Here is a 14,327-nt window from a genome sequence, read left to right as displayed (position 1 = left end):
TTCATAAAGTAACCGGTTTCTATTCTATATGGAAATGCTGCGCTGCAACTATTTGTATTCAGCACTTACCTGCTAATCCAGCTTTGTAAGTACCTCCAGCATGGTATGGACGGCTTGTTCAAAAGCTGCGATTTCCCTGTCGCTGAGCTTCTGCAGCATCTGTTCATATAATGCTGTGGCATCCAGCGCATTTTCCTTTAGAAAGCGAAAGCCCTGTGCTGTGATTCCTATATAGATGCTTCGCCGGTCGCCGGGATTTTCACTTCGTTCCACAAGACCATAGCGATGCAGACTGTCGATCATGTGGGTAGCCTGCTGCTTGCTGAGACGCATTGCCTTTGCGAGCTCTCCCATTTTCATTTGTCCGCAGTTTTTCAGCGTCATCAGACAGAAATAAGTTTCATAGCTGATCTGTCTTGATTTCTGTTGCCGGCGGATGCTGCGCTCTACTTTATAGTGCCAGTGCGGCAGCAATCGAATCAGTTCCTGCATGGAAGTCGTGTGGTTCATGGTGTTATCCTCCTTCGTTTGGTATTGACATATTTTCAAAAACAGATACAATACACTTAGTACATAATTATGTACTATTCATTGGTATTTACTATATGCACATCATAACGGAAACTTTGTAAAAAAGCAAGAAAAGGTAGAAAAAGGAGTGATATCATGCGCAAAATCAGTATGTCCTTTGCTAAAGAAGCGCTCTACAATGCTTTTCGGTTTGTTATCAATGTCGGCTTTATCTTTTTGTTTCAAATGATGTTTCATGCGGAGAATACGCTGACTGCCGTAGCCCTGTCCGTAGGCTTCACCATGCTACCCAACAGCGAGCTGCATATACGCCCCGGCGCTATGTGCTGCATTGTTCTGCTGCTGTATATCGGCGGGGGAATCGCTGCGCAGAGTGCATTGCTGCACCCCGCTCTCGCTTTCCTCATCAATTTCTGGTTTCTCGTTTTGTTGCTGGCACTCATCAGTGAGCCAATGGAAATGAAGGCGAACATCTCCTTTCTGCTCTGCTTTGTATTTTCACAATCCACCTATGTTCCCTGGACGCAGTTTCCTGCACGCCTGGCATGCGTGAGCTTTGGAGCACTGCTGATCTGCGGCTGTATCGTCCTGAACTGGAAACGAAAGGGCATCGGCAGAAACGGCTGTACCCTGAAAAAGCAGTTTCAGCGCAGTAGGGTGCATCGCAGCTATATTCTTCGCATGTCGCTGGGAATATCGCTTGCCATGCTCATTGCCTCCATCCTCCAGCTTTCCAAGCCGTTATGGATCAGCATCGTCGTGATGTCCCTGACACAGCTGGAATTTTCCGAAACACTGGAAAGGATACGCCACCGTTTCATCGGTACACTGGCCGGGATCGTGCTGTTCTTTGTTTTTTTCCAGCTGCTGATTCCTCAGCAGTATGCAATGCTGGTCATCATGCTTCTGGGTTATATCGGCTTCTTTCTACCGGAATACAAATACAAGCAGGTAATCAATGCCATTTCAGCCTTGAATGCATCCCTTGTCATTCTGGACACCAAAACAGCCATCGAAAACCGGTTGTTCTGCCTTGTATTGGGCATCGTGATCGTAATCGTGATTTACATGCTTGCAGGTACAGCGCGAAAGGTGCACCGTATACAGCGATGGAGCGTGCATACCGCCATGGCAGATGATCATCCAAAAAACAGGGAAACCGCAGCACTGTTTTCAATCAGCACCTGTACGTACGGTGAATGAACGCACCGATACGATCAGGTGCTTTTTTCAGTATAAAATGAAATGAACAAGTAGGGTTTTCTCTGTTCCTCGACAAGATGCGGGCGCTTTCTTTTATCCGTGCTGTTTTTCAGCTGCAGCAGATTTCTATAAAAAAAGGTACCTGCTAGAGCATGTAGCACACTGTGTGCTTACACGCTACTTTTACAGGTACCGCCAGGGTTCCTTTACATCGTTGTTGCTTTGTTTAAAATGTCTTACTTCAGTGCATATGGCACTGCTTGGTATCAACGGCAGATTTCATAAGACGGTAGGCTGCATACAGCAGACCAGCCGCAAGCAGAATACCTCCCGCACTGATTACGATATCGATGGTACTCAACATATCCATCACCTTCCTTACACCTATATTCTAACAGCGGTCAGGTTAATGTGCCGTTAGCAGATAGGAGGTGATGTTAAGATGATGCAAATACCTTTACTCACTGATCGTATAACCATCCAGCTCCAGATTGACCTTTAACACATTGACGCGTTCCTCTCCCAGAAATCCGAAGGTTTTGCCTGTGGTGTATTTGTCGATAATCTTGCGAACACTCTGTTGTGATATCTTTCGTACACGGGCAATGCGCTCCACCTGAAAATAGGCAGCCTGCGGACTGATTTCCGGATCGACACCGCTGCCGGATGCCGTTACCAGATCCTCCGGTATATCCTTTCCCCTGGTTTGAGGATCAAATGCATGCCACCATGCCACAGAATCAGCAACCGCCTGCTGCTGCTCGTCGGAAACAGCACTGCGGTTTGTCGGTGCGCCGCTGTTTGGTCGTCCGATCAGATACTCCGGCTTTGTCCAGGACTGTCCGATCAGGGCGGATCCCACATTCTGTGTTTTGCCATTCCTTGTCACCGTAAGCTGGCTGCCATTGGCCTGTTCGGGAAAGAGCAGCGATGCCGAGACAGTCATGACCAGCGGATAGAGCAATCCGCAAATGAGCGTCATCGACAACATACAGAGCAATGCTGCGATCCATGTCTTTTTTCCTTTTTTCATCTTTCTACCTCCTAAGCAATGCCGCACATGGTAAGTGCCATGTCAATCAGCTTGATAACGATAAATGGCAGGATAATTCCTCCGACACCATATATCATCAAATTGTGCCGCAGCTGTTTATCCGCCGGAAGCTCCCGATATTTCACGCCGCGCAGGGATAAGGGAATCAATGCTATGATGATAAAGGCATTGTAGATAATTGCTGAAAGAATCGCCGTAGTCGTGCTTGTCAGATGCATGATATTCAGAGCCGCCAGATTTGGAAAGATTCCCATAAACAGCACCGGTATGATGGCGAAATACTTCGCTACATCATTGGCAATGGAAAATGTGGTCAGTGCCCCGCGTGTCATCAGCAGCTGTTTTCCGATGCGAACAACCTCAATCAGCTTGGTCGGGCTGGAGTCCAGATCCACCATATTGCCTGCTTCCTTCGCTGCCTGTGTACCGGAATTCATCGCCACAGCGACATCCGCCTGTGCAAGGGCCGGTGCATCATTTGTCCCATCCCCGGTCATAGCAACTAAGTGCCCCTTTCTTTGATATTCCCGAATCAGCTCCAGCTTGGTTTCCGGTGTTGCCTCAGCGACAAAATCGTCCACGCCTGCTTCCGCTGCAATGGCTGCGGCGGTCATCGGATTATCCCCGGTTATCATAATCGTTTTGATACCGCTTTTGCGCAGCGCTTCAAAATTTTCCTGTATACCGTCCTTTACGATATCCTTCAGATAGATAACACCGAGCACCCTATGGTTTTTAGCGACAACCAACGGTGTTCCCCCCTGCTCGGCTATGGATTGAACCGCTTCTTCACACTCCTTCGGATATGTGTTCCCACCGGCCTCCACGTATCTTCTGATCGCATCTGCCGCACCCTTGCGAATTTCCATACCGCCGTCCATATCAATGCCGGACATGCGGGTTCTTGCGGAGAATTCGATAAATCTGGCATGAAGCTGCTGCATGGAATGCTCACGGATATTGAATTTCTTTTTTGCGAGTACAACGATACTTCTTCCCTCAGCAGTTTCATCCGCCAGAGAGGAAAGCTGAGCTGCTTCCGCAAGCTCCTGCTCCTGCACCCCCTGTACGGGCCGAAAGGCAACTGCCTGCCGGTTTCCCAGCGTTATCGTACCGGTTTTATCCAGCAGCAGTACATCCACATCACCGGCTGCTTCAATGGCACGTCCGCTCATTGCCAGTACATTTGCCTGATTCAGTCTGGACATGCCGGCAATGCCGATACTGGACAGCAGGGCACCGATCGTTGTCGGGGCAAGACACACCAGCAGGGCAACCACATTGCTCAGGGATACTGCCGATCCCTGTCCCACCATATCTCTCACATACCGGGAAATCGGAAGCAGCGTTGCGCAAACCATCAGAAAGATGATGGTCAAAGTGATCAACAGAATCTGCAAAGCGATTTCGTTGGGCGTCTTTTTTCGTGCCGCTCCCTCAACCATGGCAATCATCTTATCCAGAAAGGACGCACCGCTTGCGGCAGTAACCCGCAGTACGATCCAGTCACTGACAACGGTAGTGCCTCCTGTCACCGCACTGCGATCACCTCCGGATTCCCGTATTACCGGTGCGCTTTCTCCGGTAATTGCCGATTCGTCGACAGAAGCAATCCCCTCTATCACTTCCCCGTCCATCGGTATTATTTCTCCTGTTTTTACATAGCAGATATCACCCACCTGCAATTCAGAGGAGGATACATCGGTATATGCTTCTTTCTCTGCAATGCTTGAGAGCTTATGTGCAATTACCTGCTTCCTTGACTTTTTCAAGCTTTCCGCCTGTGCCCGTCCTCTGCCCTCTGCGATTGCCTCCGCAAAATTGGCAAACAGCACGGTGAACCATAAAATCAGCGCGATAACGAATACATACCAGGACGGTTCATCCGTTATCCCCGCGATATTGGCAATGAACAATATGGTAGTAAAGATTGCCCCGATATATACGATAAACATAACCGGATTATGCACCTGAACAGCGGGTGCCAGCTTTTTTAATGCCTGCAGTATGGAATCCCTGTATACTGCCTGTTTATTTACCTGCTTCATAGCATATCACCTGCCCTTTCAACCGAGTACATGCAGCTGCGTAAAGAATTCCGCAAGCGGGCCAAGCGCCAGCACCGGTAAAAATGTCAGCGCTCCGACAATCAGCACAATCACAATCAGAAATCCGACAAACAGCGGGGATGTTGTCGCAAGTGTACCCGAACCGGCCGGTACATATTTCTTGCTGGCCAGACTCTGCGCCAGATAGATAACCGCAACCATGGGAAGAAAGCGTACCAGCAGCATCACCGTACCACCCATCACATTGGTGAGCACCGTATTGGCTTGGAAGCCGGCAAAGGCACTTCCGTTGTTCCCCGCCATGGAGGTGTAGGCATACAGGATTTCAGAAAAGCCGTGACTTCCGGTGTTGCTCAGCCACCCGCCGTCAGCCTGCAGCTGCTGTGCTGCCGGGAAAAGGGTGGTGATTGCGGTTGCCAGCAGCAGACACAGCGGCGGTACCAGAATAATGATGCAGACCATCTTCATGTCGAAGGCATTGATCTTCTTGCCGATGTATTCCGGTGTGCGTCCGACCATCAGCCCGGCCATGAACACCGTTAAAAGGGCAAAGGCCAGCATGCCGTACAAGCCGCAGCCCACACCGCCAAAAACGACCTCGCCCAGCTGCATTAGAAACATGGTGATCATGCCGCCAAGGGGAGTCAGAGAATCATGCATTGCATTGACCGAGCCATTGCTTGCGGCAGTTGTTGCCGCAGCCCACAAAGAGCTTCCGCCGACACCGAAGCGGGTTTCCTTTCCCTCCATGCTTCCGCCAAGAGATGCTACGCTATCCCACGATGGGGCACCGAAGATTTCCGCACAGCTCAGGCCCACCAGTGCAGCGACAAAGATTACCGTCATAACAATAAGAATCGTCTTTCCCTGCCGGGTATCCTTGACCGCTTTTCCAAAGGTGAAGCACAGAGCAGCCGGTATCAGCAGTAAGCAGAGCGCTTCAATAATATTGGACAGCGGTGTTGCATTTTCATACGGGAATGCCGAATTGACACCGAAGAAGCCGCCGCCGTTGGTGCCCAGCTGCTTGATGGCAATCTGACTGGCCGCAGGTCCCAGCGGCAACACACCCTGTGTTCCTTCCAGTGTCGTATAGGATGCATACGGATCCAGTGTCTGTACAACCCCCTGACTGACCAGGATCAGACATACCACGACAGACAGAGGCAGCAGAATGTACAGTGTAATCTTTACAAGATCACTCCAGAAGTTTCCAAGATTTTTTGTTTCCCTGCGCACAAAGCCTCTGCACAGGACAAACAAAACAGCGATTCCAGTAGCCGCAGATACAAAGTTCTGTACGGTAAGTCCTGCCATCTGCGTCAGATAGGACAGTGTGGTTTCTCCCGAATATGCCTGCCAGTTTGTATTGGATACAAAGCTTGCGGCTGTGTTGTAGGCAAGATGCACACTAGTGTTTTCCAGCTGCTCCGGATTCAGCGGCAGCCATGCCTGTACCAGATGCAGCCCCATAACGATCAGAAAACCGAAAAGCGAAAACCACAGAACGCTGGATGCGTATTTTTTCGCATGCATCTGCTGTTCTTCATCGACTCCCATCACACGGTACAGCAGCTGCTCCAGCGGTGCAAAAATCCGCATGAGAGCTACACGCTCCCCGTTATAAATCTTGTAGATATAACAGCCAAGCGGATATCCGATGGCAAGCAGTGCCACGACATAAACGACATCCTGCAAAATCAATGCGCTGTTCATATGGATTCACCCTTAAACAGCATGTAAAACAAATATGCTAACAGGACAATGGCAACGCCATAAAACAAGATAACGATCATTTCCATATCCAAACCCTTCCTTTCTTAACGAGTTCCATTATAGCGAATCCCATATAAAGCAGGTGTAAAGAACAAGGGGCGAATGTTAAGAAGCTGTAAGGATTTTTTATGAAAGCGATTGCGCCTGACAATCCGCTCAAGCAAAATGAAAAGGGCAGGAACAAGAGGGGATGCGATTGGAGAAAGATAGATAAAAAGAGGGTTGCTTGCTGTAGGTTCTTTCTCACTTTAGGGTGTTTGCAAAAGGGAGACTTCAGCTTCTATTGATAACTACAATCGTATGGAAGTCTCCCTATGTTAGGTTTCCCCACAATCGAGAAAGAACCTTGCTGTAAATGCAATCTCTCTTCATGATGTGGAAGATGTGTGGGAAATACCCTCACGGATAAGAAGGCGGTTTAGAAATGGTCTTTATATGCCATGCAGTTTCGTGTGCTGCATACTGCTGTAAGGTGCATAATGATACAGCGTTAGCTTTGTGCGGCCCTCCGTATGGTCATTGCTTTGCATATTTCATTGCACAATACGTTTTTTTATGAGTTTTGCATAGTCCCTGCATCAATAGGTAATTGCACAGCTCGAACATGTGCATGGAGTTTTACAACGTCCTCTGATATGGCACATTGCCATCTGTTTTAGCGGGATGCTTATGAAATGAAAAAACCGGTTTGTACCGGTCATTCATCGACAAAACGATATCCTACGCCTACCTCTGTCAGTATATAGCGGGGATGTGAGCTGTCCTTTTCAATTTTTCTGCGGATATTTGCCATAAAGACACGCAGGGATTGTGAATCCTCACAGGAGCTGTACCCCCAGATATTACGGATGATAAAGCTGTGGGTCAGCACCTTGCCCGCATGCTCAATCAGTAACACCAGAAGCTTAAACTCGATTGGTGTCAGATGCACTTCCCGGTCCTCCACATAGACCTTGTATTTTTCAAAATCCACCCGCAGACCATCCAGCACAAACACCTTTTCCTTAACAACACGCGGTGTTTTCTTACGCAGTGCCACCCGTACTCTGGCAAGCAGCTCATTGATATGAAAGGGCTTGGTAACATAATCATCCGCCCCCAGATCCAGTGCCTCCACCTTTTCCCTTTCCTGCCCTCTGGCAGATACTACCAGAATCGGCACCTCACTTTGGGAACGAATCTGACGCAGCACCTCGCTGCCGTCAATATCCGGCAGTCCCAGATCCAGCAGAATCAAATCCGGATTATCGCTCATGAATAATGAAATTCCCTCAATGCCGTTTCGTGCCTCTATCACCTTATATCCGTTCTTATCCAGAGACAGGCTTAGAAATCGGATAATGCTGGCATCATCCTCAATCAGCAATATTTTATCATGCATGGTATTCCTTCCTTTCTGTGGCCAGCTTCAGCTGAAAGCCGAACACTGCACCCTGCACATCCTTACGGTTATAGGCAAAGATTTCACCGTGGTGTGCCTCTACAATGCTTTTGCATATGGTCAAGCCAAGACCCACTCCGCGTCTGGAATCGCTGCACTCACTCTTGGTGGTCACAAAGCTTTCAAATAGATGCTCGCGGATGGATTCATCAATGCCTTCTCCCTGATCAATGACTTCAAACACCGCCCAGCCGTGGTCCTTATAGCAGCGAATATCGATCATTGTCGCATCCGGTGTATGCTTGATGGCATTATCAATCATATTGACCAGCACCTGTATGATCAGCCGTCCATCCATTTCCACAAGCAAAACCTCATCCGGCAGCGTCACCTTCAGCGTATGCTCCCGCTTTCTGCTTTCACATCGCGATACGGCCTCACAGATGATATCATCCACAACCTCCTCCTGCTGTTTCAGCAGCAGCTTTCCATCCTGAATCCTTGTCATATTCAATAGATTCTCCACCAGCTGATTGAGCCACAGGGCATCACTGCTGATGGATTTCACCAGATGATAGATGGTATCATCATCCAGATCCTGATAATTTTCACAGATCAGCGTACTGCTTCCTGCAATACCGGTCAGGGGGGTGCGAAGATCATGGGAGATACTGCGCAGAAGATTGTTGCGAAGCTTTTCCTTTTCTATTTCGACCCTGCTTTGCTCCTGCTCCGCATACAGCATCTCCCGTTCCACTGCCATCATCATCTGTGAAATCAGCGTATGAACAAACAGACGCTGTTCCTCACGCAGGGAGGTTTCCTCATACAGCGCATACACACCCATCAGCTGGTTGTTGCAGTGCATGGGATGATAGGTCCAGGCCTGTTCTTCATAAAAGGAGGTTCCCCTGCCGCAGTCGCAGTCCTTTTCCATACACCACGCCGCCATACCGTCATCCGGCTCAGCAGCTGTATCCATTGGCTCCCGTATTTTCTTTAAGGCTTCCCCATCTGTATAGTAAACGGTACAGATGGTCTGCTGGGCAGTATACAGTGAGCGAATCGTATGCTGCAGAATCGTATCCACACCGGACAGGGTTAGATAGGCTCTCGTAATTTCATATAAGGCACTGGTTTGACGTGCACTGCTTCTGGCCTTATGGGCATGCTGCTGCAGCTTATTGACAAGAGAGCCCGTCACAAAGGATACGATCAGGAACACGATAATCGTGATAATATAATTGAAATCGTCAATTTGCAATGAAAATGTCGGATTGGTAAACAGGTAATTAAAGGTAAGAATACTCAGCAGGCTGGAGGTGATGCCCCACAGAAAGCTTCCGGTTTCCACAACGATCAGCAGTACCCCGATCAGATAGATCAGCATGATGTTTTCGGTGCGTATTTCTATATCATCAAAGACAAAGGATACCAGTGTGCAGAGAAACAGTATCACTGTCGTAATACACAGATTTTTCCATATATGACTGTTTTTCATCAGACCCCTCTTTTCCGTTCCAATTATAGCAGATTTCATGCCGTTTTCCTACGCCTTACACAGCTGCAGATATCTTTTCCCAGCCTTGCTGCCGCAAGCAGTACAACATAGATTTCCAGCCTGCCGATAAACATCCCAATCGTTCCTGTCCACAGGACAAGAGAAGGTGCATCACAGGTCATGATGCCAGCGGAAAGTCCAACGGTGCCAAGTGCACTGGAGAATTCAAACATGCTGTATGCAAGCGGATGACCATAGCAGCACAGGATAAAGCTTCCCAGAAGAAACAAACAGAAATACAGCACTACATACAGCCCCATTTGCGAAAGCTCGGTAGGACTGATAGCCTCCTTTTTATCAACACGGTTGATTTTATGGGAACGAATCACATTTCCGCAACGCAGTTGACTTTCTATATTCCACCAGATGCCCTTGCATAGCGCATAGATGCGATACTGCTTGATTCCGCCTGCAGTTGATCCGATGCCTCCACCGATCAGCTGCAGTACAATCAATAAAAGCAGGGCTGCGGAGGGCAGCGTCACAAACGTGTCCACCGTTTGAAAGCCGGTTGTCGTTAATGCGGATACGACTTGAAACAATGCAGTTCGCAGCGCATGCGGCAGGGCGGTCCCCATACCCGCGCATAACAGGAATCCAAAAACCGGTACAGCCAGTGCAATCACAAGAAAGGAAAAACGAATTTCACAATACTGAAAGAAATTTCTCAGCTTACCGCGAATCAGAAACAAATGCGCCAGAAAATTGATATTGCCAAGCAGCATCAATACGATTGTAATCATTTCAATCCAGATATTATCATAATATCCGATACTCTGTGCATGTGAGGAGAAGCCGCCCGTTGATAAGGCTCCGATGGAATGAATCAGTGCATCAAACAGCGGCATACCAAACAGACAATACAATGCGACTCCGGACAGGATGTAACACAGATACATCGTCAGTATGATGCGTGCGGATTTTAACAGGTTGGGAAGAAGGCGGTCATTGTGACCCTCAGCCGCATACAGGCGCATGCCATACGTGTCGGATAAGACGGAAAGCATGACCAGCACAAGTCCGATACCTCCGAAAAACAGAATGGTGCTGCGGTGCATCAGAAACAGGTGGGAGGTATGCTCCACATCAACAACGCTCAATCCCGTGGTGCTCCAGGCACTGGTTGTTTCAAAAACCGCCTGCGTGAACGTATAGTTACCACTCAACAGAAAGGGCAATGCACAGATCATGATTGCCAGAATCCAGCAGGTCACAACGATAACGGCGTCCTGATTGCGCTGCAGCCGTCCTGTTTCTCTTCCCCGGATATTATAGAATAGCAGATAGCCAAGCAGAATGCTTCCGATACCGGGCAGTATGAAGTACTTCGCCTCGTACGCCTCCTCTGGGTACCATAATAACGTGAGCAGCGGCAGCAGTACAATGCCTCCAATCAGCATCAGCAGAACCCCGATATAGCCCAGCATCAGCCCAAATCCGGTTACCTCATGCTGTTTCAGTAGCAGCCTTTCTTTCATGATGCCAACCCTTGCGCTGTCAACATATCGAGCACACGCTCCTGCAAAGCAGTGGGGCAAAGAAGCAGCAGCTTGTCATGCTCCTGCAGCACGGTTTCCCCATTTGGTACGATCATATCCACATTGCGCAGGATACAGCAGATGATAACGTTTTTTGGCAGGGTCAGCTCCTTCAGCTTTTTGTTTACTACCGCACACTTTCCGGTCAGCAGCAGCTCGCTCAACACGATATTTTCCTGCTCTATGGACAGTGAATTGACCAGATTCTCGATGGTGCTTGCCTGTTCAATAATCTTTGCAATCGTATACGTTGCGGATATGGCCGTATTTACACCGAGCTTTTTGAAGACAGAAACATTTCTGGGATTGGAAACGGTTGCCACTGCCCGTTTCACATGGAATATTTTTTTTGCAGTCTGACAGATTGCCAGATTATCCGGATCACCGGGGCGAAGTGCTATGAGAATGTCCGCATGATCGATTTCCGCCTCCTCCAGCACATACCGCTTGCAGGGATTTCCCACAACGACCGGGATATTATATTTTTCAGAAAGATACCGGCAATATGCTTCCTCATCGTTGATTACCGTTACCTCGTGCTTCTTTTCCAGCAAAGATCCGATTAAAAAATCCGCCTTGCTGCGTCCTCCGGCTACAACGATTTTCATAAAACAGCAGCTCCTTTTAATGCGATATGGCTGATTTGTTCAAATTCCTGTACGGAAAGCCGTGCAGGATAAATTGCTCGAATGGAGGTCTGCTCCAGCAGCTTTTCCTTGTCGGGATCATTCAATCGGATATACACCTGCTCAATATGATAAATCGTTGCGGCAATCTGGGCAATCATGCAGTTGGTATTGTCATTGTCCGTTGCCACCAGCACAATATTGCAATGGCTGATATCACAGGCTTCCAGCACATTCACATCCGCAGCATCCCCTTCGATTTCAAAGCCCTGAAAGCTGTCAGAAAGACGCCTGAAGGCACTTTTTTGTTTATCTATCACCAGTATATCATACCCCGCCTCACTCAATGCCGCAGCCAGGCAGGCTCCAAATCTTCCACAGCCTGCAACCAGCACCTTCTGATTTCTTAATTGATTTCTTGTAAACATAATAAACACCTCTTACCTTTTTCTTCCCACCCCTATAGTAACAGGTTGCATATAAAGACAGTGTAAGCAAACCGCAGCCAATGTTAAGAACGTATAAAGACTGCATTAAGAGTGATGGTATTTCCGTTAAGAATATAAAGATTTTGCAGCTTTTCTGTTAAGGAATCATATAGAGAACAGCATACATATGGAAATTGTTAACTTTTTTAAAGAAGTGCAATGCAATTTACGATAGAAATTCATGAAACAATACATACTGTCCTTTCCTCCCCAAATAAAAAAAGAATCCAAATCCCACCTGATTTGAATTCTTATGCCATCTGTATCTGATAAGGAAGGCTGACGAACAGCCTTAAGCAAAGCCATTCTCAACATGCATGATACTTGTTTTATCCTTTCTGTGCCTACAGCAGCTCCATGGGAGCAGCATACGGCAGCTGCAGAGCATCACTGACTCCCTGACAGGTGATATGCCCCTTGCATGTATTCAATCCAGCAAGGAAGCCTGCATCCTCCTTCAAAGCATCCACACCCTTTTCCGCAAGCTTTAAGATATACGGCAGCGTTGCATTGGAAAGAGCCATCGTTGAGGTACGAGGTACCGCACCCGGCATATTAGCCACAGAATAATGCATAACACCATAGCGTTCAAAATACGGATCATCGTGTGTTGTGATATGATCGCTTGTTTCAATGCATCCACCCTGATCAATCGCCACATCGACGATCGCACTTCCAGGCTTCATTGTTTTGACCATATCCTCGGTCACAATTTTCGGTGCCTTTGCGCCCGGTACAAGCACTGCCCCGATAACGAGGTCCGCTGTGCGCAGCGCTCTGCGCAGATTATATTCATTATTGTAGGCTGTATGAATCGTTCCTCCGGAAATATCATCAATATAGCCCATACGATCGGCACTGATATCGAAGATTGTTACGATTGCGCCTAAGCCGCAGGCAATCTTTGCCGCATTGAGACCAACGGTACCTCCGCCGATCACCACAACCTCGGCAGGGAATACACCGGGAACTCCCCCCAGCAGCAACCCGCGTCCTCCGTTGTTTTTCTGCAGCATTGTTGCTCCGACCTGAACCGCCATGCGCCCCGCTACCTCACTCATCGGTGTCAGCAGCGGAAGTCCGCCTTTTTTGTCACGTACTGTTTCATAGGCAATGGAGGTTGTCTTTGATTCCAGCAATGCGTTCGCAAAGGCTTCATCATTCGCGATATGCAGATACGTGAAAACCAGCTGATTCTCACGCAGATAATGATATTCCTGTGGCAGATATTCCTTGACCTTCACAATCAGATCAGCCAAAGCAAATACTTCATCGGCCGCTTTGATCTGTGCACCGGCCTCTTCATATTCCTTATCCAAAAAGCCGCTTCCTGCTCCGGCATTTGTTTCCACATACACCTCATGTCCAGCCTTGCACAATGCAAATACACCCGCAGGTGTACAGGATACACGATTTTCATTGTTTTTTATTTCTTTAGGGATTCCAATCTTCATAATGATTCACACTCCTTATGTGCTTCATTATAACACTTTTTGGTAAAGGTTTCCATGCTCAGTCTTCCTGAATCACAAAGTTTTCTGTAACATTTTTCATAAATTGTAAAAATGACCACCCTTTTTCTCATACTGTTTTTACTTCATTAACAGTGTTATGTATACGTGTTTTATGAATTCTACATCAATAACAGCTACTGCCTTTAAAAGGAGGACGCCGCAGTTATCTTTGCCACGCCTTTCTCACAAACATCATCAATCGAAGGAAAAACAGATAACTGCATATCTATCTGACAGCTAAATGATGAAAGCTATGAAAGAGTGTTGACCGCTAGGATATATAAATATGATGTACAGCAATTAGTCATTATTACATTCCATTTAACAACCACGTTTACTCACTTGCAAGCTACAGAGACAGCTGCATTGCGATATCGACAATATTCTTCTTTACTTCGATGTTTTCAGCATTTCCCAGACTTCGTTTATCCCATTGCTTTTGATCGAGATTATCTGCTGAGTGAACTACCGCCAGCTATAGAGCAAGCGGCTTCCAATGAATGCTTGCACATTCATCAAAACTTTTTGTTCGTGTTCAGATACACGTAACTGGTACGTTCACCGTACCTCTACTCCATCGCTCTCG

Annotated in this window: 12 protein-coding genes; 1 reads left to right on the top strand and 11 read right to left on the bottom strand. The window is 47.7% G+C overall.

Annotation, left to right across the window (positions count from 1 at the left end):
* Positions 1-72: 72 nt before the first annotated feature.
* Complete coding sequence (locus ACESPQ_RS20395) at positions 73-510, bottom strand: MarR family winged helix-turn-helix transcriptional regulator (protein WP_002608537.1); 438 nt, start codon at positions 508-510, stop codon at positions 73-75.
* Positions 511-666: 156 nt separating this feature from the next.
* Between ACESPQ_RS20395 and ACESPQ_RS20390 the strand changes: the two genes are divergently transcribed.
* The gene (locus ACESPQ_RS20390; protein WP_109771546.1) at positions 667-1,734 is read left to right on the top strand and encodes an FUSC family protein; all 1,068 of its coding nucleotides are present in this window, start codon (positions 667-669) and stop codon (positions 1,732-1,734) included.
* A gap of 241 nt (positions 1,735-1,975) precedes the next feature.
* Here the strand turns inward: ACESPQ_RS20390 and ACESPQ_RS20385 are convergent, their stop codons facing one another.
* The 10 genes from ACESPQ_RS20385 to ald all read right to left on the bottom strand — a co-directional run bounded on the left by ACESPQ_RS20385 (position 1,976) and on the right by ald (position 13,681).
* Positions 1,976-2,098 carry a hypothetical protein gene (locus ACESPQ_RS20385; protein ID WP_009587526.1) on the bottom strand — a complete coding sequence of 41 codons (123 nt, stop codon included), beginning with the start codon at positions 2,096-2,098 and terminating at the stop codon, positions 1,976-1,978.
* Positions 2,099-2,191: 93 nt separating this feature from the next.
* Entirely contained in the window at positions 2,192-2,767 is a 576-nt protein-coding gene (locus ACESPQ_RS20380; protein WP_002608534.1) for a potassium-transporting ATPase subunit C, read from the bottom strand.
* Positions 2,768-2,778: 11 nt separating this feature from the next.
* Complete coding sequence (gene kdpB / locus ACESPQ_RS20375) at positions 2,779-4,836, bottom strand: potassium-transporting ATPase subunit KdpB (RefSeq protein WP_373144850.1); 2,058 nt, start codon at positions 4,834-4,836, stop codon at positions 2,779-2,781.
* A gap of 18 nt (positions 4,837-4,854) precedes the next feature.
* Positions 4,855-6,573, bottom strand: a complete 1,719-nt coding sequence (kdpA, locus tag ACESPQ_RS20370) for a potassium-transporting ATPase subunit KdpA (RefSeq protein ID WP_074747975.1) — start codon at positions 6,571-6,573, stop codon at positions 4,855-4,857.
* Between the two features lie 757 nt (positions 6,574-7,330).
* Entirely contained in the window at positions 7,331-8,014 is a 684-nt protein-coding gene (locus ACESPQ_RS20365; protein WP_002608531.1) for a response regulator, read from the bottom strand.
* Complete coding sequence (locus ACESPQ_RS20360) at positions 8,007-9,515, bottom strand: DUF4118 domain-containing protein (RefSeq protein WP_233108959.1); 1,509 nt, start codon at positions 9,513-9,515, stop codon at positions 8,007-8,009. Before ACESPQ_RS20360 ends, ACESPQ_RS20365 begins: the two co-directional genes overlap by 8 nt.
* 35 nt (positions 9,516-9,550) lie before the next feature.
* A complete protein-coding gene (locus ACESPQ_RS20355; protein ID WP_109771547.1) occupies positions 9,551-11,053 on the bottom strand; it encodes a TrkH family potassium uptake protein in 1,503 nt (500 codons plus the stop codon).
* Entirely contained in the window at positions 11,050-11,721 is a 672-nt protein-coding gene (locus ACESPQ_RS20350) for a potassium channel family protein (RefSeq protein ID WP_002608528.1), read from the bottom strand. The genes ACESPQ_RS20355 and ACESPQ_RS20350 overlap by 4 nt, the downstream gene beginning before the upstream one ends.
* Positions 11,718-12,167, bottom strand: coding sequence for a potassium channel family protein (locus ACESPQ_RS20345; RefSeq protein WP_002608527.1), 450 nt, complete (start codon positions 12,165-12,167; stop codon positions 11,718-11,720). Before ACESPQ_RS20345 ends, ACESPQ_RS20350 begins: the two co-directional genes overlap by 4 nt.
* Positions 12,168-12,571: 404 nt before the next feature.
* Positions 12,572-13,681 carry an alanine dehydrogenase gene (gene ald, locus ACESPQ_RS20340; protein WP_257270629.1) on the bottom strand — a complete coding sequence of 370 codons (1,110 nt, stop codon included), beginning with the start codon at positions 13,679-13,681 and terminating at the stop codon, positions 12,572-12,574.
* Positions 13,682-14,327 lie beyond the last annotated feature (646 nt).

Origin of the sequence: Clostridium sp. HGF2, assembly GCF_964240115.1 — a bacterium.
Lineage (GTDB): Bacteria > Bacillota_I > Bacilli_A > Erysipelotrichales > Erysipelotrichaceae > Clostridium_AQ > Clostridium_AQ innocuum.
This window is presented reverse-complemented; position numbering and strand designations above follow the sequence as displayed.

What these genes read in the sequence shown, in the direction of transcription:
- ACESPQ_RS20395 (WP_002608537.1), bottom strand. Translation starts at nt 510, where the DNA reads ATGAACCACACGACTTCCATGCAGGAACTGATTCGATTGCTGCCGCAC.
- ACESPQ_RS20390 (WP_109771546.1), top strand. Translation starts at nt 667, where the DNA reads ATGCGCAAAATCAGTATGTCCTTTGCTAAAGAAGCGCTCTACAATGCT.
- ACESPQ_RS20385 (WP_009587526.1), bottom strand. Translation starts at nt 2,098, where the DNA reads ATGTTGAGTACCATCGATATCGTAATCAGTGCGGGAGGTATTCTGCTT.
- ACESPQ_RS20380 (WP_002608534.1), bottom strand. Translation starts at nt 2,767, where the DNA reads ATGAAAAAAGGAAAAAAGACATGGATCGCAGCATTGCTCTGTATGTTG.
- kdpB (WP_373144850.1), bottom strand. Translation starts at nt 4,836, where the DNA reads ATGAAGCAGGTAAATAAACAGGCAGTATACAGGGATTCCATACTGCAG.
- kdpA (WP_074747975.1), bottom strand. Translation starts at nt 6,573, where the DNA reads ATGAACAGCGCATTGATTTTGCAGGATGTCGTTTATGTCGTGGCACTG.
- ACESPQ_RS20365 (WP_002608531.1), bottom strand. Translation starts at nt 8,014, where the DNA reads ATGCATGATAAAATATTGCTGATTGAGGATGATGCCAGCATTATCCGA.
- ACESPQ_RS20360 (WP_233108959.1), bottom strand. Translation starts at nt 9,515, where the DNA reads ATGAAAAACAGTCATATATGGAAAAATCTGTGTATTACGACAGTGATA.
- ACESPQ_RS20355 (WP_109771547.1), bottom strand. Translation starts at nt 11,053, where the DNA reads ATGAAAGAAAGGCTGCTACTGAAACAGCATGAGGTAACCGGATTTGGG.
- ACESPQ_RS20350 (WP_002608528.1), bottom strand. Translation starts at nt 11,721, where the DNA reads ATGAAAATCGTTGTAGCCGGAGGACGCAGCAAGGCGGATTTTTTAATC.
- ACESPQ_RS20345 (WP_002608527.1), bottom strand. Translation starts at nt 12,167, where the DNA reads ATGTTTACAAGAAATCAATTAAGAAATCAGAAGGTGCTGGTTGCAGGC.
- ald (WP_257270629.1), bottom strand. Translation starts at nt 13,681, where the DNA reads ATGAAGATTGGAATCCCTAAAGAAATAAAAAACAATGAAAATCGTGTA.